Annotated in this window: 27 protein-coding genes; 16 read left to right on the top strand and 11 right to left on the bottom strand. The window is 70.4% G+C overall.

Translation table 11 applies throughout. From position 1 onward, the window contains the following. The first annotated feature begins 88 nt into the window (after positions 1 to 88). Positions 89 to 1,597: a sensor histidine kinase gene (locus CRP55_RS55220; protein ID WP_245923634.1), complete on the top strand. Its 1,509-nt coding sequence runs from the start codon at positions 89 to 91 to the stop codon at positions 1,595 to 1,597. Positions 1,598 to 1,674: 77 nt separating this feature from the next. Continuing rightward, the gene (locus CRP55_RS37950; RefSeq protein ID WP_097326822.1) at positions 1,675 to 2,619 is read left to right on the top strand and encodes a hypothetical protein; all 945 of its coding nucleotides are present in this window, start codon (positions 1,675 to 1,677) and stop codon (positions 2,617 to 2,619) included. Between the two features lie 67 nt (positions 2,620 to 2,686). On the opposite strand, the gene CRP55_RS37955 is transcribed toward CRP55_RS37950, so the two are convergent. After that, complete coding sequence (locus CRP55_RS37955) at positions 2,687 to 2,890, bottom strand: cold-shock protein (RefSeq protein ID WP_097326823.1); 204 nt, start codon at positions 2,888 to 2,890, stop codon at positions 2,687 to 2,689. 288 nt (positions 2,891 to 3,178) lie between these two features. Between CRP55_RS37955 and CRP55_RS37960 the strand changes: the two genes are divergently transcribed. The 3 genes from CRP55_RS37960 to CRP55_RS37965 all read left to right on the top strand — a co-directional run bounded on the left by CRP55_RS37960 (position 3,179) and on the right by CRP55_RS37965 (position 4,289). Further along, a complete protein-coding gene (locus tag CRP55_RS37960; RefSeq protein ID WP_097326824.1) occupies positions 3,179 to 3,418 on the top strand; it encodes a hypothetical protein in 240 nt (79 codons plus the stop codon). 204 nt (positions 3,419 to 3,622) lie between these two features. Then, positions 3,623 to 3,784, top strand: coding sequence for a hypothetical protein (locus tag CRP55_RS53510; protein ID WP_179855502.1), 162 nt, complete (start codon positions 3,623 to 3,625; stop codon positions 3,782 to 3,784). A 64-nt stretch (positions 3,785 to 3,848) separates the two neighbouring features. Further along, entirely contained in the window at positions 3,849 to 4,289 is a 441-nt protein-coding gene (locus CRP55_RS37965; protein WP_097326859.1) for a hypothetical protein, read from the top strand. Here the strand turns inward: CRP55_RS37965 and CRP55_RS37970 are convergent. Then, positions 4,276 to 5,304 (bottom strand): LacI family DNA-binding transcriptional regulator, encoded by a 1,029-nt coding sequence (locus CRP55_RS37970; protein ID WP_097326825.1) that lies wholly within the window; start codon positions 5,302 to 5,304, stop codon positions 4,276 to 4,278. The two genes, CRP55_RS37965 and CRP55_RS37970, sit on opposite strands and share 14 nt — an antisense overlap. 217 nt (positions 5,305 to 5,521) lie before the next feature. On the opposite strand from CRP55_RS37970, the gene CRP55_RS37975 reads away from it, so the two are divergent. Genes CRP55_RS37975 through arfA form a run of 4 tightly spaced genes read left to right on the top strand, consistent with a single transcriptional unit; the run spans position 5,522 to position 10,082 of the window. After that, entirely contained in the window at positions 5,522 to 6,868 is a 1,347-nt protein-coding gene (locus CRP55_RS37975) for an ABC transporter substrate-binding protein (RefSeq protein WP_097326826.1), read from the top strand. Next, on the top strand, positions 6,865 to 7,740 hold the full coding sequence (locus CRP55_RS37980; protein ID WP_097326827.1) for a carbohydrate ABC transporter permease: 876 nt from the start codon (positions 6,865 to 6,867) through the stop codon (positions 7,738 to 7,740). The genes CRP55_RS37975 and CRP55_RS37980 overlap by 4 nt, the downstream gene beginning before the upstream one ends. Beyond that, positions 7,737 to 8,588 (top strand): carbohydrate ABC transporter permease, encoded by an 852-nt coding sequence (locus CRP55_RS37985; RefSeq protein ID WP_342751607.1) that lies wholly within the window; start codon positions 7,737 to 7,739, stop codon positions 8,586 to 8,588. Before CRP55_RS37980 ends, CRP55_RS37985 begins: the two co-directional genes overlap by 4 nt. A gap of 9 nt (positions 8,589 to 8,597) precedes the next feature. Beyond that, entirely contained in the window at positions 8,598 to 10,082 is a 1,485-nt protein-coding gene (arfA, locus tag CRP55_RS37990) for an arabinosylfuranosidase ArfA (RefSeq protein WP_097326828.1), read from the top strand. Here the strand turns inward: arfA and CRP55_RS37995 are convergent. Beyond that, positions 10,079 to 10,732 (bottom strand): hypothetical protein, encoded by a 654-nt coding sequence (locus CRP55_RS37995; RefSeq protein WP_097326829.1) that lies wholly within the window; start codon positions 10,730 to 10,732, stop codon positions 10,079 to 10,081. The genes arfA and CRP55_RS37995 overlap by 4 nt on opposite strands. A 175-nt stretch (positions 10,733 to 10,907) precedes the next feature. Between CRP55_RS37995 and CRP55_RS38000 the strand changes: the two genes are divergently transcribed. Next, complete coding sequence (locus tag CRP55_RS38000) at positions 10,908 to 11,657, top strand: hypothetical protein (protein WP_097326830.1); 750 nt, start codon at positions 10,908 to 10,910, stop codon at positions 11,655 to 11,657. Here CRP55_RS38000 and CRP55_RS38005 read toward each other — a convergent pair. Together CRP55_RS38005 and CRP55_RS53515 are read right to left on the bottom strand one after the other, a co-directional pair. Then, on the bottom strand, positions 11,654 to 13,153 hold the full coding sequence (locus tag CRP55_RS38005) for a GGDEF domain-containing protein (RefSeq protein WP_097326831.1): 1,500 nt from the start codon (positions 13,151 to 13,153) through the stop codon (positions 11,654 to 11,656). The two genes, CRP55_RS38000 and CRP55_RS38005, sit on opposite strands and share 4 nt — an antisense overlap. 51 nt (positions 13,154 to 13,204) lie before the next feature. Continuing rightward, a complete protein-coding gene (locus CRP55_RS53515) occupies positions 13,205 to 13,381 on the bottom strand; it encodes a hypothetical protein (protein ID WP_179855503.1) in 177 nt (58 codons plus the stop codon). A gap of 44 nt (positions 13,382 to 13,425) precedes the next feature. Between CRP55_RS53515 and CRP55_RS38010 the strand changes: the two genes are divergently transcribed. Continuing rightward, positions 13,426 to 14,940 carry an ankyrin repeat domain-containing protein gene (locus CRP55_RS38010; RefSeq protein WP_143235209.1) on the top strand — a complete coding sequence of 505 codons (1,515 nt, stop codon included), beginning with the start codon at positions 13,426 to 13,428 and terminating at the stop codon, positions 14,938 to 14,940. A gap of 6 nt (positions 14,941 to 14,946) precedes the next feature. Here the strand turns inward: CRP55_RS38010 and CRP55_RS38015 are convergent, their stop codons facing one another. After that, a complete protein-coding gene (locus CRP55_RS38015) occupies positions 14,947 to 15,789 on the bottom strand; it encodes a helix-turn-helix transcriptional regulator (RefSeq protein WP_097326833.1) in 843 nt (280 codons plus the stop codon). An 87-nt stretch (positions 15,790 to 15,876) separates the two neighbouring features. On the opposite strand from CRP55_RS38015, the gene CRP55_RS38020 reads away from it, so the two are divergent. The 5 genes from CRP55_RS38020 to CRP55_RS38035 all read left to right on the top strand — a co-directional run bounded on the left by CRP55_RS38020 (position 15,877) and on the right by CRP55_RS38035 (position 21,291). Then, entirely contained in the window at positions 15,877 to 16,635 is a 759-nt protein-coding gene (locus tag CRP55_RS38020; protein ID WP_097326834.1) for an SDR family NAD(P)-dependent oxidoreductase, read from the top strand. A 67-nt stretch (positions 16,636 to 16,702) separates the two neighbouring features. Beyond that, a complete protein-coding gene (locus tag CRP55_RS38025) occupies positions 16,703 to 17,050 on the top strand; it encodes a DUF2255 family protein (RefSeq protein WP_097326835.1) in 348 nt (115 codons plus the stop codon). A gap of 10 nt (positions 17,051 to 17,060) precedes the next feature. Next, complete coding sequence (locus CRP55_RS38030) at positions 17,061 to 17,420, top strand: YciI family protein (RefSeq protein WP_143235211.1); 360 nt, start codon at positions 17,061 to 17,063, stop codon at positions 17,418 to 17,420. Positions 17,421 to 17,538: 118 nt separating this feature from the next. Further along, positions 17,539 to 17,694, top strand: a complete 156-nt coding sequence (locus tag CRP55_RS53520) for a hypothetical protein (RefSeq protein WP_179855504.1) — start codon at positions 17,539 to 17,541, stop codon at positions 17,692 to 17,694. A gap of 414 nt (positions 17,695 to 18,108) precedes the next feature. Then, positions 18,109 to 21,291, top strand: coding sequence for an AfsR/SARP family transcriptional regulator (locus CRP55_RS38035; RefSeq protein WP_097326837.1), 3,183 nt, complete (start codon positions 18,109 to 18,111; stop codon positions 21,289 to 21,291). Here the strand turns inward: CRP55_RS38035 and CRP55_RS38040 are convergent. From CRP55_RS38040 to CRP55_RS38060, 5 genes are all read right to left on the bottom strand, one after another. Continuing rightward, the gene (locus tag CRP55_RS38040) at positions 21,288 to 22,100 is read right to left on the bottom strand and encodes an ABC transporter permease (protein ID WP_097326838.1); all 813 of its coding nucleotides are present in this window, start codon (positions 22,098 to 22,100) and stop codon (positions 21,288 to 21,290) included. The genes CRP55_RS38035 and CRP55_RS38040 overlap by 4 nt on opposite strands. Beyond that, on the bottom strand, positions 22,097 to 23,062 hold the full coding sequence (locus CRP55_RS38045) for an ATP-binding cassette domain-containing protein (RefSeq protein WP_097326839.1): 966 nt from the start codon (positions 23,060 to 23,062) through the stop codon (positions 22,097 to 22,099). Before CRP55_RS38045 ends, CRP55_RS38040 begins: the two co-directional genes overlap by 4 nt. A 54-nt stretch (positions 23,063 to 23,116) precedes the next feature. Continuing rightward, positions 23,117 to 24,238: a 5-methyltetrahydropteroyltriglutamate--homocysteine S-methyltransferase gene (locus CRP55_RS38050; RefSeq protein ID WP_097326840.1), complete on the bottom strand. Its 1,122-nt coding sequence runs from the start codon at positions 24,236 to 24,238 to the stop codon at positions 23,117 to 23,119. A 69-nt stretch (positions 24,239 to 24,307) separates the two neighbouring features. Next, positions 24,308 to 24,523 (bottom strand): hypothetical protein, encoded by a 216-nt coding sequence (locus tag CRP55_RS38055; protein WP_097326841.1) that lies wholly within the window; start codon positions 24,521 to 24,523, stop codon positions 24,308 to 24,310. A 12-nt stretch (positions 24,524 to 24,535) separates the two neighbouring features. Then, positions 24,536 to 24,869: transposase (locus tag CRP55_RS38060; RefSeq protein ID WP_179855505.1), on the bottom strand; the 334-nt coding region annotated here is incomplete at its 5' end.

Here is a 24,869-nt window from a genome sequence, read left to right on the forward strand (position 1 = left end):
GCGGAGACCAACGCCGCCCCCGCCACCGACGCCACGGGCGTGAGCATTGGGGCCGACCGCGCGGAGACCGACGCTCGCGGTGGCGGCGATGCTTAGGACCTTCGCCGGGCGGGCGGTTCTTGTCACCGCGGCCACGGCCGTCATCTCGGTCATCATCACGGCGTTAGTGGCACTACCGATTGCCGTTCGGTCCGCCAACAATGCGGCCCGCGCGGATCTGGCCGAGAAGGCGGCCCTGGCCGTCGAGCTGCTCGCCAGCGAGCGGGCCGCCGCGCGCACCAGGATCGTGAACCGGCTGCGCGACGACGGAATCGCCGTCTACCTGATCCGGCGGGGCGCCGCCGACCGGCCCGGACTGCCCGCGCGGGTGGTCCAGCGGATCGCGGCCGGCGAGGACGTCGACACCAGCGGCATCGTCGGCGACCAGGCGGTCCTGATCTCCGGCCGCCCGCTGACCGGCAACGACGCCGGTGTCGTGCTGACCCGCAAGGCCGGCTCCGGCACGGCGGCGCGGGTGCTCGGCGGGGTGTGGATCGCCCTGCTGGCCGGCTTGGCCGGCGGTGTGGTCGCGGGTGCTCTGCTGGCCCACTTCATCGCCCGTCCTCTGCGGCAGGCCGCGCTGGCCGCCAAGCAGTTGTCGGCCGGCGATCGTTCGGTGCGCTTGCCGGTCCGCCCACCCGCCGAGGCGGCCGAGCTCGCCACCGCCCTCAACCAGCTCGGCGCCGCCCTCCAGCGCAGCGAGGGCCGCGAACGCGAGTTCCTGCTCTCGGTCTCCCACGAGCTGCGAACCCCTTTGGCCACGATCCGCGGCTACGCCGAAGCCCTCGCCGACGGCGTAATAACCGGACAAAACGTCGCCCCCTCCTCAAGCAACCACGGAGCGACCACGGGCGAGCACGGAGCGACCACGGGCGAGCACGGAGCGACCGCAGGCGAGCACGGAGCACCGGGTGGCGCTGGGATGGTCACCGAGCAGGGTGCGGGGCCGGCTTCAAGCGGCGAGCCGGGTGGCGGCGGGGTGGTTACCGGGGAGAGTGCTGGGCGGATCATGCTGGCGGAGGCGGATCGGCTGGAGCGGCTCATCTCCGATCTTCTGGTGCTCTCTCGGCTGGAGGCGGCGGATCTGCCCGTACGGATGGTGGCCGTTGATCTGGCCGATCTGGTCGGCTCGGCGGCGGAAGCCTGGGCGCCCCGCTGTGCGGTGGACGGGCCGCGTCTCAGGGCCGAGATTCCGGAACGGCCCGTCATGGTCACCACCGATCCGGGGCGGCTTCGGCAGGTCATCGACGGGCTGGGCGAGAACGCGCTTCGCGTGCTCCCTCCCGGCGCTCCCCTCATTCTGGCCGTCCGGGCCGCTGAACACGGTGGCGTGGTGGAGGTCCGTGACGGTGGGCCCGGCTTCACCGACGACGATCTCTCGGTCGCCTTTCAGCGGGGCGCCCTCCAGCAGCGCTACAAGCACGAACGCAAGACCGGCAGCGGCCTCGGTCTCGCCCTGGCCGCCCGCCTCGTCGAGCGTCTCGGCGGCACGATCGAGGCCGCGCACGCCCCCGAGGGCGGGGCGATGTTCCGGATCACGCTCCCCCGGGCCGGCTGAGGGAGAATTCGCGTGAGCCGCCGCCGTCACGCATTCACGCATGCGGAACTTTCGATTTCCCGGCCTACTCTCCGGGCATGTCATCCGTCCTGTATCGCGCGCTTGCCGCCACCACCGTGGCCGTGCTCGTGACGGCCTCTCTTCCGGCACCCGGGCTGGCCGTTCCGCTCTCGCTGACGGTGGGAGCCACCACCTCCGCCGGTGATGTCGTCGGCAGCGGGAACACCTGTGCCGGTTTTCTCGATGAGCGGACCCACCTGGGCGATCTCGGAATCCGCCGGGTCTTCGCGTCGGCCGGGCAGCTGCCGCCTTCCGACGCGGTCAACTGCCACACCACGTACGGCGCAACGCTCTGGTTTTCCTTCAAGACGTCCTGTACGCCGGTTGCCGTGGCCGCCGGGGTCTGTGACACCGAGATTCAGAACATCGCGGCCGCCATGCCGGCCGACAGTTTTCTCACGTATTTCCACGAGCCCGAGGACGACATGACCGGCACGCAGTTCGTGGCCGCGTTCAGCCGGGTCTACGTGGTCGCCAAGGCGGTCAACGCCTCGATTTCCATCGTGCCGATCCACATGTCCTATCAATGGCGGCCCGGCTCGCCCGGCGTCACCAACAACGGGACCGGCGGGGACCGCGAGATTCAGGACTGGATCGTTCCACCGCTGTACGCCGACGCGTACGGATTCGACCTCTACTGGCAGGCCAGCACCCGTGGCAGCGAGCCCGACAACCCGGTCAGCGTCGGCAACGATCCGCGCATGCTGCGCTGGTACAACGCCTTCGCCGGGCTCGGCCGCCCGCTGACGCTTCCCGAGTGGGGCATTGACGACGACCAAGGTGTACGGGCTTCTCGCGGCCCCGCCATCCGCGCGTCCCGCGCCTGGCTGGCCGCCCGCGACTTCCGGGTCGTCGCCTATTGGCAGATGGACAACTGGTATCTCGGCGCCACCTCGGCCCCGGCCGGCGGCTATCTCGACCCGGACGGTGTCGCCGCCTATCAGGAGCTGGTGGCGTCCTGACGGAGAAGCGGAAAAACGAACGACGGCCCGCTGAAACCAGTCGGGCCGTCGTACGCGGAAATGTGGGTCAGAGCGGCCGGATGTTGGACGCCTGAAGGCCCTTCTGGCCCTGGGTGACCTCGAACTCGACTCGCTGGTTCTCGTCGAGGCTGCGGTAACCGCTGGTCGCGATCGCCGAGAAGTGGGCGAAGAGGTCGGCACCGCCGTCATCGGGGGTGATGAAGCCGAAACCCTTGTCGCCGTTGAACCACTTGACAGTACCGGTAGCCATGTCTGCTCCTTCGCAGGCTGTCAGGGTCCGCACTGTGCGGACCCCTTTCGCCGCCGCGTTGATCACCCGCGCCGAAACGACACGAAAAACGAAAAAGCGCCCGCGGGTCTCAGATAACCCCATCAGGCGCCGAAAACGTCTTGCGGAAATCAAAACTGCAACTCGGCAAAGATAGCACAGAATCCCCGGCCCGCCACACCGGCCACCCTGCCCCATCGGTCCACATTGTAAAGAAGGCCGGCCGCTGTTGGCTCCTCATCAGCAACGGCCGGGACGAGGGTCCGGCGGATGGCAGCGCCCGACAACGACAGCGAGGGTCTCGGCGCCGGCCTTCCCGCCGAGGGCACCCTCACCAAGCTGAACGTCACGTGGTCGGTGGTCAGCTCCGGGCCGGGTCCCCACCTTCTCTGCGCGCTGCGCCGACGGGCGGGCGGCGGCATCGATCTGCTGACGAAGGAGTGGTCCTTCTCGGGCATCGAGGTGCGTGAGGGCCGCGTCCCGGTGCGCGGCTATCCCGCGGAACCCTGATGGAAGCGGCAGCCCCGCGGAGTGGCTCATCTTCGCCACGCTGAACGGGCCCGAGGTGGGCGTCATCGCCTTCGACGGCCCGGAGTCCGCTTCCTCCCGCTCGGCGCGGGGCAGCTCATGGCCCGAACCCGACACGAGGAAGGCCGAGCGGCTGGCCCGCTCGCTGCGGTCGGCCGGCGCCCCGATGGACGAGCAGCTCACGCGATGCGGTTACAAACGCATCCGAGCCCCCATTTCCATCACGGCCCGTTCATGGTCGCCGCCGAGCGGGAGTGCACGGCGGTCGATCGGCGCAACCGTGACTGGCGGGGCAGCCTGGCCTGGCTGAAGTGGCGCAAGACCGGCGAATGGGGCGTCGAGCCGTAGGGCCTTACACAACCCGAACATCGCCCTGACGTGGGTCATGCGCACCGGCGGAAGAGTCGGCGCCATGAGACGCATGAAGATGACCGTGCTCGGGCTGGCCGGTCTGCTCGCCCTGGCCGGCTGCGCCGCTCCGGCCGCGGCCCCGGATCTGGCCGACGAGACGTACGCGCTGACGGCCGCCGGCTTGGAAGAGCCCCAGCCGGCCCCGACGGGGGAAGCCTCGAAGCACAAGCGGGCCTATCTGCGGAAGAACACGCTGCACGGGGAGATCGTCGTGCAGGGCAAGGACGGCCCTAAGACTCTCGTCGTCCAGCGCGGCACCGTCACCGCCACCGACGACGGCTCACTGAGCGTCAAGTCCACCGACGGCTTCACGCAGACCTGGACCAAGGCCGAGAAGTTCACCGTCCGCGGTGACCTGAAGACCGGCGTTGAGGTCGGTGTGGCCGGGCGCAAGGAGGGCGACAAGACCCTGGCCCGGCTCGTGGTGGTCAAGAAGAAGTAGCGACACCGAGCGTGCTCTCCCGCGCGATCAGCCGGTGCTCGGCCCGCAGCTCCACGCCGGGCACCGGTGACGGGCTGGCGATGCGCTTGACCAGCCGGTCGACGGCCATCTGGGCGATCGCCTTCTTGTCGGGCTGGATCGTGCTGATCGTGGGGCTGCTGTAGCGCCCGTCCTCGATGTCGTCGTAGCCGATGATGGCCACGTCCTCCGGCACCCGCAGTCCTCGCTGATGGATCGCGTGGATCGCCCCGGAGGCGACCAGATCGCTGTAGCAGAACACCGCGTCCGGCGGGTCCGCCCGGTCGAGCAGCGCCGCCATCGCCGTCGCCCCGTCGGCCCGGTTGAAGCGGGCCGTGCTGATGATCAGCGACTCGTCGACCGGGCGGCCGAACAGAGCGTGCGCCGCCCGGTATCCCTGCGTGCGCAGTTGCGCCGCCTCGCCCGTCGGGTACGGCTGATCGCCGATGGCCGCGATCCGCCGGCGGCCGATCGAGAACAGGTGGCTCACCGCGTCCGTCGAGGCGGCCACGTCGTCGATGCCCACGTGGTCGAACGTCCCGTCCGACGAGCGCTCACCCAGCACGACCAGGGGCAGATCGGGATCCCGTACGGACAAATCTTCTTGAGACAGGCCCAGCGGGCTGAAGATCATGCCGTCGAAGAGGAAGCGGCGCGAGCCCCGGCCGATCAGCTCACCCTCGTGGTCGCGGTCGCCGTCGGTCTGGTCGACCAGCACGTTGTAGCCGAGCTTGCGGGCGGCCGGGATGATCCCCTGGAGCAGCTCGGCGAAGTACGGGGTGTCCAGATAGGGCACGACCACGACGATCTGCCCGGAGCGGCCGGTGGCCAGGTTGCGCGCGAGCACGTTGGGCCGGTAGCCGAGCTGGGCGATGGCCCGCTCCACTTTTTCGCGCGTCGCGTCGGTCACCCGCGCATAGCCGTTGACCACGTTCGAGACCGTGCGCGGCGAGACGCCGGCCAGCTCGGCGACATCACGGAGCGTAGTTTGCCGCATGGTCCCCCCTGGAATTCTCACAAGAATATTTCCGGCAGGTTGCCTCTTGCCAGAGCCGAATGGCCGGGGCATAGTCCTTTGCAGCGCTGCAAAGCGCAATCTACATCACACCTACCCCACGAGTGGTGTACTCCCCCGCCATTCGGCTCCAGATCCATAGATCGCGCCGACGTGACAGTCGGTGATGTCGGCGCGCCCATGTACAGGAGGCCGGACCATGCGATTCATAACAAAAGCCGCGATGAGCCTCGCGCTGATCCCCGCGCTGGCCGCGTGTGGCGGCGGCGATGACCAAGAAGCAACGGCCGCGAAGCCGACCAACTGCACCAACAAGATCGTCAACGAGGCGGCGCCCCGCGTCCTCGTCTGGGCCTGGTACCCGAACATGGCCAAGGTCGTCGACAACTTCAACAACCAGCACACCGACGTCCAGGTCTGCTGGACCAACGCCGGGCAGGGCCAGCCCGAGTACGAGAAGTTCCAGACCGCCATCTCGGCCAAGAAGGGCGCGCCCGACGTCATCATGCTCGAGGCCGACCAACTCGTCGGCTTCGAGATCCAGGACGCGCTGGTCGACCTCGTCCCGTACGGCGCGAACGACGTCAAGAAGAACTTCAGCGAGGGCGCCTGGAAGGACGTCTCGCAGGGCGACAAGGTGTTCGCGGCGCCGGTCGACGGCGGCCCGATGGCGCTGATCTACCGCACCGACATCTTCGACAAATACAAGATCAAACCGCCGAAGACCTGGGCCGAGTACGCCGAGGCGGCGGCCAAGGTCAAAGCCGCGGGCGGGCCGGTGTTCGGCGACTTCGGCAGCAACGTGCCCGCCGTGACCACCGCCCTGATGATCCAGAAGGGCGCGCAGCCGTTCGTCTACGACCTGTCGGACAAGCAGAACATCACCGTCAAGCTCGACGACCAGGCGACCAAGGACGTGCTGAACTTCTGGGGCGAGATGTCCAAGAAGGGCCTGGTCGGCAAGGAGGACCAGTTCACCACCGACTACATCGCCGGCATGGTCGGCGGTAAGTACGCCACCTACGTCTCGGCCGCCTGGGCCCCGGGCTATCTGACCGGCGCCGGCGTCGGCAACGGCAAGGAGAAGGGCAAGTTCGCGGTCGCCCCGCTGCCGCAGTGGGACACGGCGAGCCCGGTGAGCGTCAACTGGGGCGGTTCGGCCTTCGCGGTCACCAGCCAGGCCGCCGACAAGGCGAACGCGGCCAAGGTCGCCCTCGGCCTCTACGCCGACGAGGCGTCACTGACCGACGGCTGGAAGACCCAGACGATCTTCCCGCTCAACCAGAGCGTGCTCACCTCGGACGAGTTCGTGAACGCGAAGGTCGAGTTCTTCAACGGGCAGACCGCGAACAAGGACATCTACATCCCGGCCGAGAACGCGTACAAGGGCGCCACCTACAGCCCCTTCACCGTCTACTACTACGCGCAGCTCCAGGCCCAGATCGTAAAGATCAACGAGGGCAAGACGACCGGCGACCAGGCGGCCACCGACCTGCACAACCAGATCGTCCAGTACGCGAAGACCCAGGGGTTCACGGTCAAATGAACAGGAAATGGATAGCGGGGTGGCTCTTCATCCTGCCCTTCCTGGTGGTGTTCCTGGCTTTCCTGGTGGCGCCGCTGTTCTACGCGGGTTATCTGAGCCTCTGGACAAAGGGGCTGGCCACCGGAACGACCTTCGCCGGCTTCGACAACTACACGAGAGCCTTCGAGGATCCGTCGTTCCGCAAGGGGCTCTGGTTCGTCCTGCGGTTCAGCGCCGTCGTCATTCCGCTGCAGATCATCGTCGCCCTGGTCGCGGCGCTCGTGCTCGACGAGGTGACCGGCCGCCTGGCCCGCTTCTCGCGGCTGGTCATCTTCCTCCCGTACGCCATTCCGGCCGTTCTCGGCGCCCTCATGTGGGGCTTTCTCTACAGCCCGAGCTTCGGCCCGATCGAGCAGATCGCCACCGCGTTCGACGTGCGGGCGCCGTTCCTGCTGAGCCAGGGGAACATCTTCTACGGCCTGCTCAACGTGGTGACCTGGCAGTGGTCCGGCTATTACATGATCATCATCTACGCGGCGCTGCGCAGCATCGACACGTCCATCTACGAGGCGGCGCGCATCGACGGCGCGAACGCCCGGCAGATCGCCCTGCGCATCAAAGTGCCGATGGTCTCGTCGGCGCTGGTCCTGATCCTGGTCTTCTCGCTCATCGGCACCCTGCAGTTCTTCACCGAGCCGCAGATCCTGGCGCCGATCGCGAACGGCTCGGTGACGCCCGACTTCACGCCGAACATCTACGCGTACAACATCGCCTTCCGCTACGCGCAGTTCAACTACGCCTCGGCCATTTCGTTCTCGCTCGGCTTCGTGGTCTTCCTGGCGGTCGGCATCTTCATGTTCGTCACCCGCAAGAAAGGCAGCATCTTCACGTGACCAGGCCCCGCCACATCTGGGCCAAGCTCCTGCTGCTGGCCATGGTGTGCTACTTCCTCATCCCGGTCTGGTGGCTCCTGGTCGCCAGCACCAAGAACGCCGAAGGGCTGTTCTCCGGCAACGGGGCGCTCTGGTTCTCGCACGGCTTCCACTTCTTCGAGAACCTCGGTGACCTGTTCACCTACAACAACGGCGAATATCTGCGCTGGCTGGGCAATTCCGCGCTGTACGCCTTCGCCGGCGGCATCGGGTGCACGGTCGTCTCCGTTCTGGCCGGGTACGGTTTCGCGAAATTCAGCTTCCGGGGCCGCAACCTGGTCTTCGCGGCCGTGCTCGGCTCGGTGATGGTGCCGCTGACCGCGCTGGTGATCCCCACCTTCGTGCTCATGTCGAACGCCGGGCTCACCGACACCGTCTGGGCGGTCATCCTGCCCTCGCTGCTGAGCCCGTTCGCCGTCTACCTGATGCGGGTGTACGCGTCCGCGTCCGTGCCCGACGAGCTGCTCGACGCGGCCCGCATCGACGGGGCCGGCGAGCTGCGGACCTTCGTACGGGTGGCTCTGCCCCTCATGCGCCCCGGCGTGATCACCGTACTGCTGCTGTCGATCGTCTCCACCTGGAACAATTTCTTCCTGCCGCTGACCATGCTGTCCACCTCGAAGCTCTACCCCCTCACGGTCGGCATCGGCCTGTGGGAGCAGCTGGCGAGCTCCAACAACGGCGGCGGTCAGTCCCTCTGGAACCTGATCATCACCGGCTCTCTGGTGTCGATCGTCCCGCTCGTCGTCGCCTTCCTCACCCTGCAGAAGTACTGGCAAGGTGGACTGGCCGTAGGAAGCCTCAAGTAAGGGAACCACGTGCTCAACGCCAAACTGCACCTCGAACCCACCCGCGTCGTCGCCCCCGTCTCCCGCCGCACGTTCGGCTCGTTCGTCGAGCACATGGGCCGCTGCGTCTACGGCGGAATCTACGAGCAAGCGCACCCCCGCGCCGACGCCGACGGCTTCCGGTCCGACGTGCTCGCCCTCGTCCGGGAACTGGGGGTCTCGCTCGTCCGCTACCCCGGCGGCAACTTCGTCTCCGGATACAAGTGGGAGGACGGCGTCGGCCCGGTCGCCGACCGGCCCGTGCGGCGCGACCTCGCCTGGCACAGCCTGGAGACCAACGAGGTCGGCGTGGACGAGTTCATGCGCTGGGCGAACAAGGCCGGGGTCGAGGTCATGTACGCCCTGAACCTCGGCACCCGCGGCGTTCAGGAGGCGCTCGACGTCCACGAGTACCTCAACCAGCCCGACCGGACGCATCTCGCCGAGTTGCGCCGCGGGAACGGGTCGGAGAAGCCGTACGGCATAAGCATGTTCTGTCTCGGCAATGAGATGGACGGGCCTTGGCAGACGGGGCACAAGACCGCTTATGAGTACGGGCGTCTGGCCGCCGAGACGGCGCGGGCGCTGCGGTCGGCCCAGCCCGGGGTCGAGCTGATCGCCTGCGGCAGTTCGAGCTCGTCCATGCCGACGTTCGGCGCCTGGGAGGCCGAGGTGCTCGAGCTGGCGTACGACCAGGTCGACTACATCTCGGCCCACGCCTACTACGAGCCGCTGGACGGCGACGTCGGCTCGTTCCTGGCCTCGGCGGTCGACATGGACCACTTCATCGACAGCGTGGTGGCGACCGCGGACAGCGTCGGCGCCCGCCTGAAATCGAAGAAGCGCATCAACATCTCGTTCGACGAGTGGAACGTCTGGTACCTGAGCCGCCACCAGGCGTCGCAGGCATCGGTCACCGAGTGGGAGGTGGCGCCGCGCGTCATCGAGGACAGCTACGACGTGACCGACGCCGTGGTGGTCGGCAGCCTGCTCATCTCGCTGCTGCGCCACAGCGACCGGGTCACCGCGGCGTGCCTGGCCCAGTTGGTCAACGTGATCGCCCCGATCCGCAGCGAACCGGACGGCGAGGCCTGGCGGCAGACCACCTTCCACCCGTTCGCCCTGACGTCCCGCCTCTCCCGGGGTGAGGTGCTCGACGTCAAAATCGATTCCCCGGTGTACGAGACCTCGCGCTTCGGTGCGGTGCCGATCGTCGACGCCGTGGCGACCCACGACGACGGCGCCCTGTCGGTCTTCGCGGTCAACCGCCACCAGAGCGAGAGCGTCTCGTTCTCCTTCCCGGCCACGGGCACGGTGGCCGAGGCGTGGGTGCTCAGCGACGACGATCCGGCCGCCACCAACACTCAAGCCGACCCCGACCGGGTCACGCCGCGCGAACTGGCCACGTCGGTCTCCGAGGGGATCGTCACGGTGACGTTGCCGCCGGTGTCGTGGAGCGCGATCCGCCTCGGCTAACGGGTCAGGCGCGCCTCGCTGAGCACGACGGTGCCGTCGGGCTCGGAACACTCGACCCGCACCGTCAGTTTCTCGGCCCCCTCGACGCCGGCCGTCAGCGGCTCCGCCCCACCCGGGCGGGCGCCTTTCTGCCGGCCGGCCTCGGAGGTGGCGATGGTGCCGTCCTTCAGCAGCACGCCGGCGAGGACGGTGACGTGGGTGACCGCTTCCTGATCCACACCTGGCGGGTAATACGGCCGGACCGTCGCGTCGAGACGCGCGTACCGGCCGCGCAGCGGATAGGTCACCTCGGCGCTCTGGTCGCCGGTCTGGTTCGACGGACAGCCGATGACGATCGGATGAGTGGCGTAGGCGGCATCCGACCGTACGGCCCGGGGAATCTGGCTGAGCCGATCGGCGCCCGCCTCCGGTGTGAAGCGGTCGTCATCGAGGAACACCGCTGCCTCGACGGCCGGCGGTGCCTTCGTCGCGGCAGTCGTCGCCGTTGTCGCCGGGGCGGTGGCCGGCGCCGGCTTTTCCTGCTGCTGCTTCGGTAAAAGCCAGGCCAGAAGGGCCACGACGAGCCCGAGCACCGTGGCGATGCCCGTCCACCGGTGCAGCGGGACGGATTCGGCCGGCTTCTGCTGCTGTTGCTGAGTACTGGGGGTCACATTCTCACCTGTGAGTGATCGTCGCCGCGGGGACAGCGTCACAGTGTGGCCTCTCGACGGAAGATCATGCGCCCAGCTCAGGTGACACTTTCCCGACAGACCACCGAGCCTCGGGGAGCGATAGGTTCCGCAATGTTGTCACTCAAAGTGATCATCTTTCGGAGCCATTACCGCCATGACTGCACAGCACCCCTACGGACAGACCACCGTCCCACCGGCCACTCCCCCGCGCCGGCCCCGCTCGACCGGGCGCTTCCTCGCGATCGGGCTCGCCTCGATCGCCGTCGTGCTCGCGCTCGTGGCCGTCGGCCTCTCGTGGGTGGCGGCCGGCCGGGCCGGCGACGCGCTCGACCAGGTCGCGGCCCTGCCCACCGGCCCGGCGCCCGCGCCCGCCACCACCGAGCCGGCCGCCGACCCCACCACCGAGACGCCGGTGGCGACCGAGCCGGCCGAGGACCCGGCGACCGGATCCACCGAGGAGCCGACCCTCAATCCGAACACCGAGTTCACGTCGAACTACACCTCGCAGACCCTGCGCATGCCGTCGAAGTGCAACGACGACGTCTACATCGACCTGGACGAGCCGCGCGTCGGATCCGACTACCAGCGGGCCGAGCTCACGTACTCACGGTCGTGCAGCGCGAGCCAGGGCCCGCAGTTCACCCTGTCCCAGGGGTCGCGCGGCAGCGAAGTCGAGTCGACCACGGTCACGCCCGCCGAGTGCGTCGACCGGATCCGCACCAGCCCGCTGCTCTCCGGCACCAACCAGCCGCTCAAACGCGGGCAGGTCTTCTGCGTGAACACGTCGCTCAGCGAGGCGACGAGTACGGCTCAGACCTGGAAGATGGCGCTGCTGTCGGTGAGCGCGGTCGGCCAGGACGGTGCGGTCACGTTCAAGGTGTCGGCCTGGGACATCCCGCGCTAGCCGGCGGCCGGCGCCAGGTCGCGGTGGTGGCGGGTCCACGTGCCCTTGCCCTGGCGCTTGGCCGCGTACATGGCCAGGTCGGCGTCGCGCACCAGCGAGTCGACGTCGTCGTCGCGGGTGGCGCAGGCGATGCCGATGCTGGCGTTGGCGCGCACGGCCGTCTCCTCGAACGGGATCGGGTCGGCCAGCTCGCGCAGGATCCGCTCCGACGTGTGCTCGGCGCCCTCGGCGTCGCAGTCGCGCAGCAGGACGGCGAACTCGTCGCCGCCGAGGCGGGCCACCACGTCGCCCGGGCGCACGCAGGCGGTCAGCTTGCCGCCGACGCCGGCCAGCAGCACGTCGCCGGCCGCGTGGCCCAGGGTGTCGTTGACGGCCTTGAAGCCGTCCAGGTCGATCAGCAGCAGCGAGGTGCTGCGGGCCTCGCCGTCGCGCAGCGCGAGGGTGACCTCCTCGTGGAAGTGGGTGCGGTTGGCCAGGCCGGTCAGCCCGTCGTAGAGGGCCTGGTGCCGCAGCCGGGCCTCGTGCTCGCGCAGCTGGTCGATGAGGCGGTTGTTCTCATGGAACGCGGCCAGCTGCCGGCAGACGACCAGCACCACGATGACGCCCAGGCCGGCCATGGCGCCCCACAGGCGCGGCTGCGGGCCGGCCGGCGTCTCGAGGACGACCGTGGTGAAGGCCACGGCGATCGAGCCGTACGGCAGAAGGCTGTAGGGACGGCGCCGCCGTGACCCGAACGCCGAGCCCTGGTCGAACCGGGCCACGTCCTCCTGGATCCGCGCGCCCAGCCCGATCAGCAGCGACGGCAGCAGGCGCACGACGAAGATGTACGGCTCGAGCGTGCCGTCGGGGTTCGGCTCCAGGAAGAAGCCGATGCTGTTGATACCAGCCGAGACGATCATCGGGATGGCCGCGGCCCTGTGCATGGGCGCGTTGCCGCTGAGCACCAGCTTCACCGCGGCGAAGCACGAGGTGAGGATGACGCAGCCGGCGGCCAGCGTCCCGGCGATGTTGCCGCCGTCCTGCTGCGACGGCTCGATGGCGAAGCAGTACGCCACGACGGCCCCGCCGACCAGCACGGTCGACGAGTCGAGCCAGAACGCCACCTTCTCCCGGCGCGAGCTGCCCGGAATCGGGTGCAGCAGCATCGCCACGATGATGGCGCCCAGCCCCACCGCGAACAGCAGCCCCTGCACCGGCCCACCGGCCGTGTCCTTCTGGCCGTGCCCGGCGAGCGCGGTGAGCGCCTGCACGGTGTCGCCGACGGTGAACAGCACCCCGGCCACCGTCATGACCAGCCAGAACCGCCGGATCGCCCCGGTCGCCATCCGGTGCACGCGCCAGGCCGACCAGGCCAGCAGCGCGTCGAGCGGCGGCTGGAACGCCCAGAAGGCCCGCACCTGGTCGTTGGCGGCGTCGAGGGCGTAGAGCACCCCGGCGCCGGCCAGCGTCCACAGCACGGCCGCCAGCACGAGCGGATCGCGGAGAAGACGGTTCACCTCTGCGGTATCGGTCGTTCCCGCGACAGACTGAGGATTCGACGTTCCCCTTTACCGGCTTGACGGTGGTGCCGCCCGGTCCGGGCACAGGTCCAGGGCCAGGCGGCCGAACGCGTCGGCAACCACGTCGCCCCGGCAGGGCACGCCGCCGGCCAGCGTTCTGGACCAGGCGTGGAAGTCGCCGCGCACCGTCTGCCCGCAGCGCACCTCGAAGCCGATCGTGGTCACCGCGGGAGCATAGGGCCGTGCCGGATCGGGCAGGATGGGCGGCCGTGGAACCTACGGTGATCGCCGCGGCGCGCGACGGGGACCTGGCTGCGCTGCGGCGGCTGCTCGGCGCGGATCCGGCGGCGGTGGGCGCGCGCGGCTGGATGGGCGAGACGGCGTTGCACGCGGCGGCCGCCTCCGGGGCGGTCGAGGCGGTTCGGATGCTGATCGGGGCCGGGGCTCCGGCGCGGGCCCGGCGCGACAACGGGGACACGGCGCTGCACCGGGCGGCGACCGGCGAGATCGCCGCGTTGCTGGTCCGGGCCCTCCGCGACGTCACGCCCGATCAGCACAACGAGTTCGGGCAGACGCCGCTGCACTGCGCCCGGGACCGCGAGGTCACCGAGGTGTTGCTGCGCTGCCGCGCCGCACTCTCGGAGCGAGATCGATTCGGCCGCACGGCGTTGCACGGCGCCCCCGAAAGCAAAGCCCGGGTCCTCCTGGAAGCCGGGGCCGAGATCGACCCCCGGGACAACCACGGTCAGACGCCGCTGCACCGGGCCGTGCACGCCGCCGACGCCGAGGCGGTGGCCCTGCTTCTGGCGAAAGGCGCCGATCCGGCCGTACGGGATGACAACGGCCGAACCCCGATCCACCTCGCCCGCGAGCGCGGGTCGACGACACTGGCCGCGTCGACCGTGTCGCTGGCCGAGCCGGACACCGTCGTCGATGGCCGGCAGAGTGCCCTGCGCCTGGGCCGGGACGACGGCGTGGCGTTCAGTGTCGCCGGGCACGCCACCCTGGTCCGCTGGCGGATCGGCCCGGTGCCGCGGCCCGAGGTGATCGTCCCGACCGAGCACATCGCCTTCCGTGACCTGGCCGTCCACCCGCACCGGCCGCTCATCGTGGTCGCACCCGTCGGCGCGCCGGCCGAGCTTCGCGGCGACGACCTCGCGACGCCCGGCCCGCTCCCCGGCCTCGGCGATGTCACCGCCCTGTCCTTCTCCCCGGACGGCCGCCGGCTCGCCGCGGCCACGGATGACGAGCGCGTGGTGCTGTACGACCTCGCCACCCGCCGGATCACCGCCGGCGCCGAGGCCGGCGAGCGCAACGACTGCGTGGCCTTCTCCCCCGACGGCTCGATGCTGGCCACGACGTGCGCTTTCCAGGCCGGCGCTCATGTCCGCCTCGACCGGGTCACGCCCGAAGGCGGCCTGGAACCCGTCGCCGTGATCGAGCCGATCGCCGGCGACGAGATGCCGGCCGCCGTGTTCACCCCCGACGGTCACCGCCTGGTGCTCTGGACCGGCCGCGACCTGCTCCTGACCGACACCGCCGGCACCGTGATCTGGCGGCGCTCCTTCGACGGCCCGCGGGTCGCTTCCTCACGCCCCGGCCTCTCGGCGGACGGCGGGACGATCGTGCTGGGACTCGGCGGTGTGGTCCTGGCGCTGGCGGTCAAGGATGGCCGTCATCTCTCCGTACGGCCGATCGACGGCCTCACCACCACGACGGCCGTAACCAGATCCGGGACCGTCGTCGTCGCCACCGGCCAAGGCTTGCGGGTCGTCGAGAGCTGACCGGCGCTATCGGCTTGCGGGGAAGGGCTCGGTGCCGAGCACGCTGAGCAGGGCCAGGGCCTCGGCGTCCGGGGAGCCGACCGGGGCGCTGTAGAGGACCAGGTGCTGGTCGCTGTCGTTCAGGGTCATCGAGTCGCAGTCGACGGTGACCCGGCCGACGACCGGGTGGTGGAAGGTCTTCCTGATGGCGGGGGCGGGCTGGACGTCGTGGCGGTCCCAGAGGCGGGCGAAGTCGGTGCTGCCGTCGCGCAGATCCTGGACGAGGGTGGTCACGGCGGGATCGGACGGGTATTTGGCCAGGGTGGCGCGCAACTCCATGACGACGTGGTGGCGGAACTCGGAGACGTCGGAGACGCCGTAGAGACGGCGCTCGGGGCTGAGGAACGCCTTCCGGGCCAGGTTGCGGTCGGCCGGCTCCAGGGCGCCGAAGTCCTCCATCAGGGCGGCGGCCAGGTCGTTCCAGGCGAGCACGTCGAAGGTCGCCGAGGTCACGAAGGCCGCGGTCTGCGGGAGGCGCTCGATCAGGGCCAGGATGCTCGGGCGTACGTCGCGGCGGTGCAGGCCGGTGCGGGCGGGTGCGGTGCCGGCCAGGACGTGCAGGTGCTCGGACTCGGCGCCGGTCAGGCGCAGGGCGGCCGCGATGCCGGCCAGGACCTCGGCCGACGGGCGGGGCGCGCGGCCCTGCTCGAGGCGCACGTAGTACTCGGTGGAGATGTGGGCGAGCACGGCCACCTCCTCGCGGCGGAGGCCGGGCGTACGGCGGCGGGGGCCGGACGGGAGGTTCACGTCCTCGGGGCGGAGCCGCTCACGACGCGTACGAAGGAAAGCTCCTAGTTCCTGCTTGTCCATGAGGTCCAGTCTGCGCGCTGCGTCGCGGCGGAGCCTGGTACCACCTGTGCCTGTTTGCGGGGCGCGGGCGCGGCGAGGCTTTCCGGCATGACAGACATGCTGACCGGCAAGGTCATTTTCATCACCGGGGCCAGCCGAGGCATCGGCGCCGCCGCGGCCCGTCTCTTCGCCCAGGAGGGCGCGGCCGTCGTGCTCGCCTCCCGGGGCACCGAAGCCCTCGAGCGGATCGTCAAAGAGATCCGGGCCGAGGGTGGTGTCGCCGACGCCGTGGCCCTGGACCTTTCCTCCACCGAGAGCATCCGCGCCGCGATCAGCCGCGTCGAGGAGCTGCACGGGCGGCTCGACGGTGCCTTCAACAACGGCGCGGTCATCCAGCAGCCCGGCCCGCTCGACACCACCGGCGACGAGGACATCCAGCAGCAGTTCGAGGTGAACTTCCGCGCGCACTGGACGGCCATGAACGCGGAGGCGGCCCTCATGCGGGCGGGCGGTGGCGGGGCGATCGTCAACACGTCGAGCATCGGCAGCCGAAGGGCGAATCCGGCGCTTCCCGCGTACGGGGCGATGAAGCGCGCCCTGAACAGCATCACCGAGACGGCGGCGGTGACGTGGGCACCCCAGCACATCCGGGTCAACGGCATCACCCCCGGCGGCACGGCCACCGAGATGATCGACGCGTGGGAGGCGGCGACCCCGGGCGTCGTGGACCGCATCACGGCGTCGACCCCGATGGGCCGGATGGCCGAACCCCGCGAGATCGCCGAGGTGGCCGCCTGGCTGCTCAGCGACCGCGCTTCCTGGGTCAGCGGCGCCATCATCCCGGTCGACGGCGGCGCCGGCGCCTGACCCTGGCCCGCCCCGGCCAGTGCCCGGCCCTGGGGCGCACGGCGGAAAACCGCGCCAGGGTCGGGGCATGTGGTCATCCGAAGAAGTAGAGCTCCTCGCCGCAAGCCCGTCGCTGGTGCTGAGCGTGGGCCGGGAAAGGCACGAAGGCGTCGAGCTGGGCATGGTGGTGGTCGACGGAGGCTTGTACGTACGGGCGTTCCGCGGCCGCCGCTCGGCCTGGTTCCAAGCCGCCCTGACCGACCCACACGGTCACATCTCCACCACCGGCTTGGAACGCGACGTCCTTCTGTCAGCCGACCCCGGCCCGGCCGAGACGCTGGACGCCGCGTACCGAGCCAAATACGGCGCCAACGCGGGCCTGGTCGCAGGCCCGCAGGCCCACGAGGCGACTTTGCGCATCGCCCCGAGCCGCTAGGCTCGCCGTCGTGGTCGCACCGGAGAGCCAGTCGCCATTGCCGCAGTTCATCATTCTCGTGTACGAGCGGGAGGTGCCGGACAGCGCGGCGGCGGCCTCCCCCACGGTGCTCGAAGCCCACATGTGGCTCCCTCACAAGATCGCCGAGACGGGCGGCCGGATCATCGCGGGGCACGCCGCGCGCAACGCCTCGGCCGGTGTGTCGATCCGCGACAACGTGGTGAGCAGCGGGACGCTCCTGGAAGGCGAGCAGACGTTCGCCGGCTACTTCATCGTGGAAGCCTCCGACCTCGACCACGCCGTCTGGATCGGCCGCATGATCCCGACCAGCGACGGGTGGGTCGAGGTCCGCCCGCTCGTCACCGCGTAGTGGACGTCGCCTGGAGCGATCCCGCCGGAACGTTCAAGTACCGATCGGCGGGGTCATCCACCAGGAGGTCTGCTTCTTCTACGCGATCTCCTGGCCGGACGGAGTCCCGTCCGGCTCGGTGCATGACCGGGACGGCCACCGTTTCCGCTGGGTCCGCCTCGCCGACCTGGCCGGTCTGCGCTTCCTGCCGCCCGAGATCACCGGCTTGCTGACGGACCAGAGCTCCGAGCTCCGGCATCTCGCCTTCGACCGCCGCCCGCCGGCGGCCCCGTGATGCGGTAAACACGTCGCATGACGACATCGGAGCCGCCGCCGACCGTGGTGCCGCCGGGCGGCGGGCGTGTGGGGCGCAGTTGGGAAGAGACGATGGCGGCTCGTGCGGCCGCGCGTGCCGCCCAGCGCATCGAGCGCCGACGTCGCCCGCTGGTGCCGGATCGCCCTGGCCATGAGGGCCACCACCTGCATCGGATGCCGGACGGCACCGCGTGTTTCTGCGGTGACGGCTTTCCGGACGTCTGCCTCGTGAACGCTGGAGAAGACGCTGATTGGTGGGCTTCGCAACGATGCCCGGTTTGTGATCGACAGGGTGCGGTGCTGGAAGGCGGCCCGGCGGACTCGGCATGACTGCTGTGACACGTTGGGAAAGGCCGGTTTGGGGGCGCGTGCGCTCGCGCGAGAGGATCGGGGTGTGGATCTGCGCGTGACGCTGCTCGGCGACTTTCAGGTGGCCGTCGGTGGCGCCGCTGTGCCCGTGCCCGGGGCGCGCCTTCGAGGGCTGCTCGTGCGGCTGGCGCTGGCCGGTGGGCGGGCGGTGCCGCCGGACGTGCTGGTCGAGGCGCTCTGGGCCGAGGAGCCGCCCGGTGACCCGGTCAATGCCCTGCAATCGCTGGTGTCGCGGCTGCGGCGGCTTCTCGGTGGCGCTGACTTCGTGGCGCAGGCGCAGGGTGGCTACCGGCTCGCGGTGACCGATGATGACGTCGACGCGCTGCGCTTCGAGCGGCTGGCCGCCGAGGGGCGCACCGAGACCGCCAAGCTGAGCGCGGCCGTCGAGCTCTGGGGCGACCCGGCCGCGATCGCCTCGGTGGCGCCGGCCACGGCGCACCGGCTGACGCAGGTGGCGCGGGAGGCGATCGCCGGGCTGGCCGAGGCCGAGCTGCGAGCGGGACAACCGGAGGCGGCGGCCGCCCGGCTGACCGCGCTGCTGGCCGAGGACCCGGTGCACGAGCGGGCCGCCGTGCTGCTCATGGAGGCGCTCGCGGCGCAGGGGCGGCCGGCCGAAGGGCTCGCCGTCTACGAGCGGATCCGGGAAGCGCTGGCCGAGCGGCTCGGCGTCGATCCCGGCGCCTCCCTGCGGGAGGAGCATCTGCGGCTGCTGCGCTACCGACCCGAGGCGCGGGCCGAGGCCAAAGGCAACCTGCCGGCCCCGCTGACCAGCTTCGTCGGGCGGGACGACGATCTCGCCCGGATCGACACGCTGCTCACCACCGGGCGGCTCGTCACCGTCGTCGGGCCCGGTGGGGCCGGCAAGACGCGGCTGGCGATCGAGGCGGCCCGGCGGCGACGGCACGAATATCGGGACGGGGCCTGGCTGGTCGACCTGTCGTCCGTCACCGAGCCGTCGAAGGTGGGCGCGGCCCTGCTCGCGTCGATCGGGCTGCGCGGGTCGGCCATGTTCGACGCCCGGCTGCGGGCCGACGGCGACGAGCTCGACGTGCTGGCCGATCAGCTCAACGGGCGGGAGAGCCTGCTCGTCGTCGACAACTGCGAGCACCTGATCGACGCGATCGCGCATCTGATGGCGGCGCTGCTGCCGCGGGCGGCCGGGCTGCGCGTGCTGGCCACCAGCCGCGAGGCCCTGGCCATCGACGGCGAGGCGCTGGCGCCGCTCGGGCCGCTGGCGCTTCCGGAGCCGGGCGCGGGGGTCGGGGAGGCGCGCCGGTCGGCGTCGGTCCGGCTGTTCACGGAGCGGGCGGCCGCCGTACGACCGGGATTCGACGTCGATGAGGAGACGCTGGGCGGGATTCTGGAGGTGGTGCGCCGGCTCGACGGCATGCCGCTGGCGCTGGAGCTGGCGGCGGCGCGGCTGCGCACGATGTCGCTGGCCGAGCTGGCGGCCGGGCTGACCGACCGGTTCCGGCTGCTGACCACCGGGAGCCGCACGGCGATGCCGCGGCATCGCACGCTCCGGGCGGTCATCGCGTGGAGCTGGGACCTTTTGAGCGAGTACGAGCGTACGGTCGCCGAACGCGTCTCGATCCTGCCCGGCGGCGTCACGCCCGCCTCGGCCACCGCGGTCTGCGCCGGCACGGCGGTGCCGGCGGCCGAGATTCCCGACCTGCTCGCGGCCCTCGTCGACAAGTCGATGCTGCAACTGGCGCCGGAGGCCGGCCGCTACCGCATGCTGGAAACGCTGCGTGAGTACGGGATCGAGCAAGGCACCCTAGGTGACGCCCGCGACCTCGCGGCCCGTTACCTGGCCACGCTCGTCGCCCGCAACGATCCGCGGCTGCGCGGCCCGGACCAGCTCGACGCGATGCGGGAGATCCGCGCCGAGTACGACAACGCCCTGGCCGCCCTGCGCCACCTCTGCGACATCGGCGACGCCGGCGGGGCGGTCGCCCTCGCGCTCGACCTGACCTGGTACTGGCAGATGTTCGGCCGGCACACCGACGCCGTCTACTGGCTGGGCGAGGCGCTGGCCTTGCCCGCGGCCGGGCCCACCCTGGAGCGGGACACGGCCGAGGCGATCCTGCTGCTCAACCGGGCCAGCGCGCAGAACGAGATCTTCGGCGACATCCTGGAGCACCGCCGCGAGGAGCTGCGGCAGCTGACCGATCGCCTCCTGGCCTATCCGGAGCTGCCGGGGATGGCCGGTCCGCTGACCGCGCTGGCGCTGGCCTGGCTGCGGGAGAACGAGGCCTCGCTGACGATGCTCCGGCGGCTCATCGACGGGCCCGACGAGTGGCTGGCCGCCCTGGCCCGGGTGTTCCGGGCCCAGCTGGCCGAGAACGAGGGCGGCCTCCTTCAGGTGCGCGAGGACGTGACGGCGGCCCTGGAGGCGTTCGGCCGGATCGGCGACCGCTGGGGGCTGGCCACCGTGCTGCCGACCCGGGCCATGGTGCGGCAGTACGACGGCGACCTGGAGGGGGCGCTGGCCGACCTGCGCCAGGCCCGGGCGGTGGCCCGCGAGTTCGGTTCGCTCAGCCTCACCGACGAGATCTTCATCGACCTGCGCTGGATCGACCTCAACCTGCGGCTCGGCGAGAACGACCTGGCCATCGCGATGGCCGAGGAGGTTCGGGAGCGGGCCCGGCGCGCGATCTCGCCCGAGTTCCTCATCCTGATCAACGCGCTCGAGGCGGGCATGTGGGTGCGGCTGGGCGACCTCGACCGGGCCGCGGCGCTGCTCGAGCAGGCCGAGACCGGCATGGACGAGCGGTACACGTACGGCGGGGACCACGGCCGGGCCATCGTCGGGTCCGTGCGGGCGTGGCTCTGCCTCGAGCTCGGCGACCTGGCCGGCGCCGAGCAGGCCCTGGCCCGGGCGTACGAGGCGGGGCTGGAGTCGCACGACCTGCCGCTGATGTCGCTGGTCGCCGTCGGGGCGGCGGCGCTGGCCGGCGCGCACGGGCGGGCCGGCGACATGGCCGTGATGCTGGGTGCGGCGGCGCGGCTGCGGGGCGCCCACGACCGCACCGATCCGCAGGTGCACGAGCTCAGCCGCCGGGCCCGCAAGGCGCTCGGCGAGGACGCCTTCGACGAGGCGTACGGCAAAGGGTGGAACCTGGACGGAAAGACGGCCTTGACCCAGGTCGACCCCGCCCGGCTCAGCCGGGCGGGGCTCCCACGTGTGCCATCAGATTTGGCTTAGGCGCGGCGCGAGTAGGCGCGCAGGGCGAGCGGGACGAAGATCGCGAGCAGGGCGGCCATCCAGGCCAGCGTCCCCCACAGGTGCGAGGCGACCGGGCCGCCGATCAGCAGCCCGCGGATCGTCGAGACGAGCGGCGTGATCGGGTTGACCTGCACGAACCCCTGGAGCCAGCCGGGCAGGGTGTCCGTGCCGACGAAGACGTTGCTGCCGAACGACAACGGGAAGACGATCAGGAACATCAGTCCCTGTACGGCGCCGGGCGTGCGCACGAGCATGCCGACCCAGACCGAGATCCAGCAGAAGCACAGCCCGAAGGCGATGGAGAGCCCCACCGCGGCGACGGCCGGGACGAAGCCGGTCTCCACCCGGAAGCCGATGAGCATGCCGAAGCCCAGCATGACCACGCAGACGGTCAGGTAGCGGATGACGTCGGCCGCGACCGCGCCGACCAGCGGCGCCGATCGGGCCACGGGCAGCGACCGGAACCGGTCGAAGACGCCCTTCTCGATGTCGGCGTTGAGGTTCTGGCCGAGGGCGATGCCGCCCATGGCCAGCGACTGCGCGAGCATGCCGGGCAGCAGGAGCTGGAGGTAGTCGTCCCGGTGGCCCCCGGAGATGGCCCCGCCGAACAGGTACGTGAACAGCAGCAGGAAGATCACCGGCTGGAGCGTCACGTCGATCAGCGCTTCGGGCGTCCGCATGGTTTTGATCAAACTTCGGCGCGCAAGCGCGACGCTGTGCCGGGCCAGCGCGGCCAGCGAGCCCCCGCGCGGCGAGTCGCTGACGGTGCCCAGAGTCAAGGTGGTCATACCAGTTCTTCTTTCTTGGTGGTCAGGGTGTGGAACACCTCGTCGAGGCTGGGCAGGTGCAGACCGAAGTCGTTGAGCTCGATGCCGGCCTCGCGCAACGCGGGCACGACGTCGAGGAGCGCGGAGTCGTCGGTGACCGGCACGCTGGCCGCGCCCGGCCGTGCGCCCGCGGACCCGTCGGCGCTCGCCGTCGAGCCCGGCGCCGCGACCTTGTCGAGCACGCGCAGCACGTCCGGCACCCGCGACGGGTCGGCCGGGCGGACGCGCAGGGTCAGGCCGCCGACGAGCCGCTTGAGCCCGTCCGGGGTGTCGTGCGCGATCACGTGCCCCTTGTTGATCACCACGATCTCGTCCGCCAGGGCGTCCGCCTCCTCCAGGTACTGGGTGGTCAGCAGCACGCTGGCCCCCTCGGTGACCTGGTTGCGGACGACGCCCCACATGTCCTCGCGCTTGGCCGGGTCGAGGCCGGTGGTCGGCTCGTCCAGGAAGATCACCTCGGGGTGGCCGACGAGGCTGGCCGCGAGGTCGAGCCGGCGCCGCATGCCGCCCGAATAGGTCTTGGCCATCCGGCCCGCGGCCTCGGCCAGGTCGAACCACTCGAGCAGCTCGGCCGCCCGCCGCTTCGCCTGGCTGGTCGGCAGGTCGAGCAGCTGGCCGATCAGCACCAGGTTCTGGGTGCCGGTCAGGTCCTCGTCGACGCTGGCGTACTGGCCGGTCAGGCCGATGCGCCGGCGGACCCGCTGCGGCTCGCGCAGCACGTCGATGCCGGCCACCTCCGCATGGCCGGAATCCGGGCGCAACAGGGTGGCCAGGACCCGTACGGCCGTGGTCTTGCCCGCGCCGTTGGGTCCGAGGACGCCGAGCACGGTGCCGCGGCGCATCGCCAGGTCCACCCCGTCGAGCGCCTGTGTCTTACCGAATCGCTTGCGGAGGCCTTCCGCACGCACCACGAAATCGCTCATGCCGTTCAGAGTTGCGCGCGGCGCTGACACCGCGCGCACACGGCGCTGACACGGTTACTTCCACACCTCGTCAGCCGTCTCAGCGATCAGCCTGAGCTTGGCGACTTCTTCCTCGTACGTCAGGACGTTGCCCTCGACCGTCGACGAGAACCCGCACTGCGGCGACAGACACAGCTGGTCGAGGGGGACATAGCGGGCGGCCTCGTCGATGCGGCGCTTCAGCGTGTCCTTCGACTCCAGCTCGCCGCGCTTGGTGGTGACCAGCCCGAGCACCACCATCTTGCCCGGCGGCACGAACCGCAGCGGGGCGAATGTGCCGGAGCGCTCGTCGTCGTACTCCAGGAAGAAACCGTCGACCGCGAGCTCACTGAAAAGAGCCTCGGCGACGAAGTCGTAGCCGCCCTCGGCCGCCCACGAGGAACGGAAGTTGCCCCGGCACATGTGGGTGGTGACGGCCAGCCCGTCCGGCCGTCCCTCGAGCGCGGCGTTGATCTGCCGGATGTACCGAAGGTGCTGATGCTCGGCGTCGTCGCCACGCTGGGTGAGCAGCTTGCGCTGCTCAGGGTCATTGAGGTACGCGAAGCTGGTGTCGTCCAGTTGCAGATAACGGCATCCCAGCTCGGCGACGCGTTTGACCTCTTCCTTGTACGCGGCGGAGAGATCAGCCCAGAAGACCTCCTCATCCGGATAGACGGCCGGATCGATGGCGGCCCGGCCACCGCGGTAGTGCACCATGCTGGGCGAGGGAATGGTCAGCTTGGCGGTCTGCCCTTCCTCGACGGTGTCTCTGAGGAACGCGAAGTCGTCCCCGAAGATCGTGTCGTTGAGCCGCACCGGAGCGTCGATCGCCAGGGCGGCCGACTCGAAGTCGAGCTCCCCCTCGGCGTTCCGGAAATGCACCTGGATCTTCTCGTCGGTCGGCCGCACCCCGCCGAGCCGGTAGATGAAGTCCATGTGCCAGGAGACCCGCCGGAACTCGCCGTCGGTGGCGGTGCGCAGACCGACATCGCGCTGCATGCGCACGACATCGCGGATCGCCTCGTCCTCGACGGCCTTCAGAGCGTCGGCGTCGATGTCACCGACCGCGCGCCGCTCCCGGGCCTCGAGCAGCCGCCGCGGCCGCAGCAGACTGCCGACGTGATCCGCCCGAAACGGCGGCGTCTCCCGAAGTGTCATCGTCAGGTCCCCTCTCGGCGCGGCGTCCTCACCGCCAACCTAGCCCCTCGATCGATCCCTGGCGATGCTTCACCGCCCGCGCGGCGGCCGGCGCCGGAGGACCAGCAGGACCACCGCCGTAGCGAGAAGGGCGCCGGAGCCGCCGAGCACCAGGAAATGGAGCCACGAGCCGCCGAAGTTGTCGGAGGGATCGTCGAGCAGACGCGAGACGAGAAGGCACATCGAGGACAGGGCCACCGACCACAGCACCGTTCCGTCGCGCCACCAGGGACGCTTTCCGGCCACCTGTCCGTCCCGCTAGTGTCGCGTGTCTGAGTTCTTTTGACGGTTGGCTTTGGTGAGGATTTGGTCGGCGGTTTTGGTCCAGCGGAAGGGTTCGCAGCGCTGGTTGTAGGCGTCGATGAAGGTGCGGATCGCGCCGATCAGGTCGGTGACGCTGGTGAAGGTGCCGCGGCGGATGGCTTGGCGGGTGATGATGCCGAAGAAGATCTCGACCATGTTCATCCAGGACGCGCTGGTCGCGGTGTTGTGCATGGTGATGCGGGGGTTCTTGGCCAGCCAGGCGCGGACGTTCGGATGGTTGTGGGTGGCGTAGTTGTCGGCCACCACGTGCAGTTTCACCCGGGGGTGG

The sequence above is a fragment of the Paractinoplanes atraurantiacus genome, from assembly GCF_900215205.1.
GTDB lineage: Bacteria > Actinomycetota > Actinomycetes > Mycobacteriales > Micromonosporaceae > Actinoplanes > Actinoplanes atraurantiacus.

Coding starts and splice junctions, on each gene's coding strand:
- CRP55_RS38040 (WP_097326838.1), bottom strand. CDS start 22,100: ATGACCACCTTGACTCTGGGCACCGTCAGCGACTCGCCGCGCGGGGGC.
- CRP55_RS37980 (WP_097326827.1), top strand. CDS start 6,865: ATGAACAGGAAATGGATAGCGGGGTGGCTCTTCATCCTGCCCTTCCTG.
- CRP55_RS38015 (WP_097326833.1), bottom strand. CDS start 15,789: ATGGACAAGCAGGAACTAGGAGCTTTCCTTCGTACGCGTCGTGAGCGG.
- CRP55_RS37950 (WP_097326822.1), top strand. CDS start 1,675: ATGTCATCCGTCCTGTATCGCGCGCTTGCCGCCACCACCGTGGCCGTG.
- CRP55_RS53510 (WP_179855502.1), top strand. CDS start 3,623: ATGCGGTTACAAACGCATCCGAGCCCCCATTTCCATCACGGCCCGTTC.
- CRP55_RS38000 (WP_097326830.1), top strand. CDS start 10,908: ATGACTGCACAGCACCCCTACGGACAGACCACCGTCCCACCGGCCACT.
- CRP55_RS37965 (WP_097326859.1), top strand. CDS start 3,849: ATGAGACGCATGAAGATGACCGTGCTCGGGCTGGCCGGTCTGCTCGCC.
- CRP55_RS37975 (WP_097326826.1), top strand. CDS start 5,522: ATGCGATTCATAACAAAAGCCGCGATGAGCCTCGCGCTGATCCCCGCG.
- CRP55_RS37955 (WP_097326823.1), bottom strand. CDS start 2,890: ATGGCTACCGGTACTGTCAAGTGGTTCAACGGCGACAAGGGTTTCGGC.
- CRP55_RS37970 (WP_097326825.1), bottom strand. CDS start 5,304: ATGCGGCAAACTACGCTCCGTGATGTCGCCGAGCTGGCCGGCGTCTCG.
- CRP55_RS37960 (WP_097326824.1), top strand. CDS start 3,179: ATGGCAGCGCCCGACAACGACAGCGAGGGTCTCGGCGCCGGCCTTCCC.
- CRP55_RS38045 (WP_097326839.1), bottom strand. CDS start 23,062: ATGAGCGATTTCGTGGTGCGTGCGGAAGGCCTCCGCAAGCGATTCGGT.
- CRP55_RS38050 (WP_097326840.1), bottom strand. CDS start 24,238: ATGACACTTCGGGAGACGCCGCCGTTTCGGGCGGATCACGTCGGCAGT.
- CRP55_RS38020 (WP_097326834.1), top strand. CDS start 15,877: ATGACAGACATGCTGACCGGCAAGGTCATTTTCATCACCGGGGCCAGC.
- CRP55_RS38025 (WP_097326835.1), top strand. CDS start 16,703: ATGTGGTCATCCGAAGAAGTAGAGCTCCTCGCCGCAAGCCCGTCGCTG.
- CRP55_RS55220 (WP_245923634.1), top strand. CDS start 89: ATGCTTAGGACCTTCGCCGGGCGGGCGGTTCTTGTCACCGCGGCCACG.